The organism is Inquilinus sp. (assembly GCF_057815775.1).
Map to the genome: position 1 here is coordinate 1 of NZ_JBYRFX010000643.1, position 4750 is coordinate 4750.

Sequence of the window (4750 nt, forward strand, 5' to 3'; positions counted from 1 at the left end):
GATCGCGGAGCTGGTGGAGGTCACCCCGGCAGAGATCGCGGTGGAGACGCTGTCCCGGTATTGGGGATATCCGCCACGGGTGAAGCGCTGGCTGGAAGCGGCGGACAAGACCCTGGAGAGGATGGGCGTCGTGCCGCCGGAAGACGACGAGCCGTGGCCGGGGGATCCGCCCGAGTTCCGCGCCGGCAGCAGCCGCAGTCCAAAGCCGCCGGATACGGGGTGATCGCACTCTCCCCTGTTGTCATTGCCGTCCTCGGACTTGATCCGAGGGTTGACCCGGCAATCCAGGAGATGTCGACAATCTCTGGATGCCCGGATCAAGTCCGGGCATGACAGGCGGGGGAGTGGTCCGCGAACCGCGAACCCAACCACCGAAACCAAAAAGTCGGAGTGTTTCGCCTCTCCCGTCCCGCGGGAGGGGGCAGACGCGTTTGTCGCGGCCCAGCCGGCTTCTGCGGAAACCCGGCGGCATCGGGCCGGCGGGTGCTAGGATGCCGGCGGACGGTCCAGGGCTGCTGCCATCCGGCGCCGGCCAGCGGGTTCGCTGCCGGACCGACCCAGTGAGGTATCGATGAAGTGGACCTGTCTCGCCTGCCTGGGCCTCGTGGCCCTGAGCCCCGCCGCCGCGCTGGCCCAGCCCTATGAGACGGACGATTACAGCGGCCAGCTGGTGCGGGACGAGGCGGGCAAGACCGTCTCGCTGCTGGTCAGCGAGCGCAACGGCGACCAGGATTCCGTCGGCTTCCGCTGCAGCACCGCCGACCAGTCGGTGGTCGTGACCTTCACCTTCGAGCGCAGCGACAACAGCCGCAGCACCGCGACGGCGCAGAGCGGGTATCTGACGATCAACCAGAACCGCGAACGCATCGCCCTGACCCCGGGCGACAGCCCCAACTCCGTGGTCCTGTCACCGAAATCCTCGGGCAAGCTGTTCGCGTCGGCCAAGCGCGGCAACGGCTTCGGGCTGGAGCGGTATGACGGCGCGGTGCAGGAATACCAGCTGGCCGGTTTCGCCGGCGCCTTCGGGGATCTCGACTCCCAGTGCAAGGCCCCGGCGAACTGACCGCTCGGGCGATGTGAGCGTCCTGCCGGACCGCTACTGCGAAACCCGTGCCAGCACGCCCAGGCCGAGATCGTCGAGGTCCTCGATCGTCACCTGGTCGGCGATCTGGTCCGGGCCGATGCGGAAGGTGACGGCGGCGACGGCGTCCGGGATTTCCGCGGCCGGGGAATAGACGAACATGTCCCGGTCGAAGTGGCGGAGCGGGAATTCGGTCTGCTGCCGCGGGCCGAGGGTCAGCCACAGCGCACCCTGCCGTTCGACCACCGTGGCGGTGCCGAGGTAGTCGTTCGCATAGGTGCCGGCATAGGCGAACAGCGGCAGTGCGGGCGCTGGCGTTGCCGGCGGCGTGCCGTAGCGGGCCTGGGACGCCGCCACCGCCGGGCCGAAGAACCCTTCGTACATCTGGTCCCATTTCGTGGTCCAGTCCTCGGACACGCGGCCGTCGAATACCTGGTCGAAGAAGCTGTCGGCCAAGCCCTCCGGCACGCCGGTCGGGAAGGCATTGCTCAGGATCACGATGCCGATGTCGTCGTCCGGATACAGGCTGACCAGCGAGCGGGCGCCGACGCTGAAGGCGCCGGCATGATCCCATTGCAGGCCATGCCGGCCGTATTCGACGTTCCAGCCCAGGCCGTAGAAGGCGGCGGCGGCGGTGACCGGGTTGGCGCCCCGCGCCATCAGCGGCTGATGGGTCTGGTCGATCGCCTCCTGCGGGATCAACTGCCGCCCGGCATAGCGGCCGTGACCCAGCTCCAGGCGCAGCCATTGCGCCATGTCGTGCGCGGTCGAGCTGACGCCGCCGGCGGGGGATTGTGCATCCGGGTCGCGCGTCAGCTTCGCCTGCCAGGTGCCGCCGACGCGGACATGCAGCGCGGCGCGGTCGGTGCGGGACAGGAAATCGGCATGGCGCGAACTGGTCGAGGCCATGCCCAGCGGGGCATAGATCTCGCGCTCGGCCGCATCCTCCCAGGCCAGCCCCGCCGCCTTGGCGGCCGCGACCGCGCCTTCGGTGATGCCGAAATTGCTGTAGGAATAGCCCGACCGGAAGCTGCTGGCCGGCGCCACCTGGCGCAGCCGGTGCAGGATCTCGTCGCGGCCATAGCCCAGCGCTTCCAACTCATTGCCGGCATCGCCGGGCAGGCCGCTGCGATGGGAGAACAGGTCGCGAATGGTCAACTGCTGGGTCGGATAGGCCTCGGCCAGGGCGAAGCCGGGGTCGATGTCGGCGATGCGGCTGTCCCAGGTCACGGTGCCGGCACCGACCAGCGCCGCCACGACGGTCGAGGCGATCGGCTTCGAACAGGAGGCCAGCTGGAACACGGTGTCGGCATCGACGGCATCCGGCCGCCCCGCTTCGCGCAGGCCGAAGCCCTTCAGGAACACTACCTCGTCGCGATAGACCACGGCGATCGACAGGCCGGGAACGTCGCCCCGGTCGACCGCCGCCTGCGCCTGCTGCTCCAGCAGCGGCAGCGCTGCCGTCACCGCCTCCGGCGTTACGGTGCCGGCCATCGCGCCGGCTGGTGCCAGGGCCAGGACGGCGGTGATGAACAGGCGGCCGAGATGCAATGGCATGGCGGATCTCCCCCTCGACGCGGCGCCGTCGCGCTGCGCCGGTATCATGCCCTGCCATCGGCGGGACGGACAGCGGCGGTTGCCGGGATCCACCGAACGGGTAAGGGCGAGGCCGGCCTCAGGCCATGACTGTCTCCACCCGGCTGCGCCGCCCATCCGGCGTGAAGGCGGCGATGCGGAAGCGGGTGCCTGATACGGCCGGGATCGGGGCCTCGTAGATGGCAGACTCCGCGGTCGGGTCGGCCTCGCCCTCCGTCCAGCGCAGGATCAGCCCCGGCATCTCGGTGCTCAGCACCAGCGTGCCGTCGACCACGGCGGCGCCGACCGGCGGGATGCGCGGCGCGTGGCGCAGGCGGGACAGGCGCCACAGCTCCGTCCGCCCCAGCCGGTTGGCGAAGTCCGACCATTCCGCATCCATCGCCCGCCGCCGGTCGGCCGGATCGGCAATCGCGGCCCAGGCCGGGTCGCCGACCCAGGCGCGTTCGGCGACCGCGAGCAGCCGGGGCAGAGCGAGGTGGCCCAGCCGCTCCCAGCTGGTGATGTGCTCGCTCCACAGCGTGCCCTGCAGGCCGCGAATCTGCGGCAGCCCCGCCGTGGTCGGGCGCTGCCGGGCGGCCAGCTGCTCCGGCGTTGCCCGCCGGCCCAGCCGGTCGGTCGCCGGCTCCAGGAACGGGTCGGTCGGGCAGAATTCGAAGACGCCGCGGGTCGAGATGTGGCCGGCCCATTCCTGGCCGGGCTCGTCCGGATGCTTGGCATGGGCGAGGTCGAGATACAGCCGATCGGCCGAACACAGCACCACCGGCACCCCGGCATTGGCCATGCGGTAGGCGCAGTCCTCGCGGCCGCGGCCCCAGATCGAATCCCAGACATAGAGCAGGGAATCGGTGCCGGCGAAGCCGGGGTCGATCACCATTTCGTCGCCCTGGCCATGGCCGCGCAGCGCCGCCTCCTGCCAGCCGGCCAGGCCGAGGCCGCGGGCGGACAGGATGCCGCGCAGCCGGCGGAAGAAATCGGTCTCCAGCGCCGCCAGATCGGCCAAGCCATGCGCGGCCATGTAGCGCCGGCAGGCCGGCGACGCCGTCCACACTCCCGCCGGCACCTCATCGGCGCCGACATGAATGTGGGTCAGGGGCGCACCGGCCTCGTGATACATGGCGCGGAGGGTGTCGACGACATGGGCGAAGAAGCGGTCGACGGAAGCCAGCCCGGCGCAGACCACATTGTCCCGCCAGCCCTGGATCGAGCGGTATTCCGACCGGTCTTCCGGGTCGGCCAGCAGGTATTCCCGCGCCGCCTCCGGCCGGCCCGCGGCCATCAGCCGGTCATGGCGCAGCGTCATCGCCCGGATCGCCGCGCGGGCATGGCCCGGCAGTTCGATCTCCGGGATCACGGCGATGTGGCGCGCGGTGGCGTGGCGCAGGATCGCCAGGAAGTCGGCGCGCTTGTAATGGCCGGTGCCCGGCGCCGCGCTGCCGGCGCCCGAGTTGAAGGAGGGCGGCAGGCGGTCCGCCTCATCCCGGCTGAAGCCGCGGCGGGCGCCGATCTCGGTCAGCTCCGGCAGGCCGGGGATCTCCAGCCGCCAACCTTCATCCTCGGTCAGGTGGAAGTGCAGCGTGTTCAGCTTTTACAGCGCCATGACGTCGAGCAGCCGGATCACGGTCGCCGCGTCATGGAAGTTGCGCCCGACATCGAAATGCAGGCCGCGATAGCCGAAGCGCGGCCGGTCGGTGACGGCGAGATGCGGCAGGTCGACCGGGACGTCTCCCCCCAGCGCCGCCGGCGGGATCAGCTGCAGCAGGCTCTGCACGCCGCGCATCACCCCGGCGGGGCTGCGCCCGGCGATGCGGATACCCGTGGCATCGATGGTCAGGGCATGGGCCTCGCCGGTGTCTTCGGGCACGGCGGCGATCGGGTCCAGCTCCAGCCGGATCACGGCGGCGCCCTGGCCCGATGCCAGGACCAACCCGGTCAGGCCCCGCAGCCCGTCGCGCAGCACCGCGGCCTCGCCCGTCAATTCCGGCGTATGGGCCAGGGTCGCGGCGCGGTCGAGCCGGAACATTCCAGCGCCGATCTCCCACCGCCAAGGCCGTGGGGTCAGCGGCGCCAGCGCCT

Annotated in this window: 4 protein-coding genes and 1 pseudogene; 2 read left to right on the plus strand and 3 right to left on the minus strand. The window is 71.0% G+C overall.

Annotated features, from left to right (window positions below; translation table 11 throughout):
- Both AC3XYG_RS22265 and AC3XYG_RS22270 read left to right on the plus strand, forming a co-directional pair.
- Positions 1-223 (plus strand): hypothetical protein (locus AC3XYG_RS22265; protein ID WP_489142055.1); only part of this gene is annotated, 223 nt, incomplete at its 5' end.
- 348 nt (positions 224-571) lie between these two features.
- Entirely contained in the window at positions 572-1063 is a 492-nt protein-coding gene (locus tag AC3XYG_RS22270; RefSeq protein WP_489142056.1) for a hypothetical protein, read from the plus strand.
- Between the two features lie 33 nt (positions 1064-1096).
- On the opposite strand, the gene AC3XYG_RS22275 is transcribed toward AC3XYG_RS22270, so the two are convergent.
- From AC3XYG_RS22275 to AC3XYG_RS22285, 3 genes and pseudogenes are all read right to left on the minus strand, one after another.
- The gene (locus AC3XYG_RS22275; protein ID WP_489142057.1) at positions 1097-2638 is read right to left on the minus strand and encodes a serine hydrolase; all 1542 of its coding nucleotides are present in this window, start codon (positions 2636-2638) and stop codon (positions 1097-1099) included.
- Between the two features lie 118 nt (positions 2639-2756).
- Entirely contained in the window at positions 2757-3056 is a 300-nt protein-coding gene (locus AC3XYG_RS22280) for a chitobiase/beta-hexosaminidase C-terminal domain-containing protein (protein WP_489142058.1), read from the minus strand.
- A 111-nt stretch (positions 3057-3167) separates the two neighbouring features.
- A pseudogene (locus AC3XYG_RS22285) lies at positions 3168-4697 on the minus strand (family 20 glycosylhydrolase); the annotation flags it as partial.
- Between the last annotated feature and the right edge of the window lie 53 nt (positions 4698-4750).

Excerpts from the sequence above, each read along its gene's own strand:
- AC3XYG_RS22270 (WP_489142056.1), top strand. The coding sequence starts at position 572 with ATGAAGTGGACCTGTCTCGCCTGCCTGGGCCTCGTGGCCCTGAGCCCC.
- AC3XYG_RS22275 (WP_489142057.1), bottom strand. The coding sequence starts at position 2,638 with ATGCCATTGCATCTCGGCCGCCTGTTCATCACCGCCGTCCTGGCCCTG.
- AC3XYG_RS22280 (WP_489142058.1), bottom strand. The coding sequence starts at position 3,056 with ATGGATGCGGAATGGTCGGACTTCGCCAACCGGCTGGGGCGGACGGAG.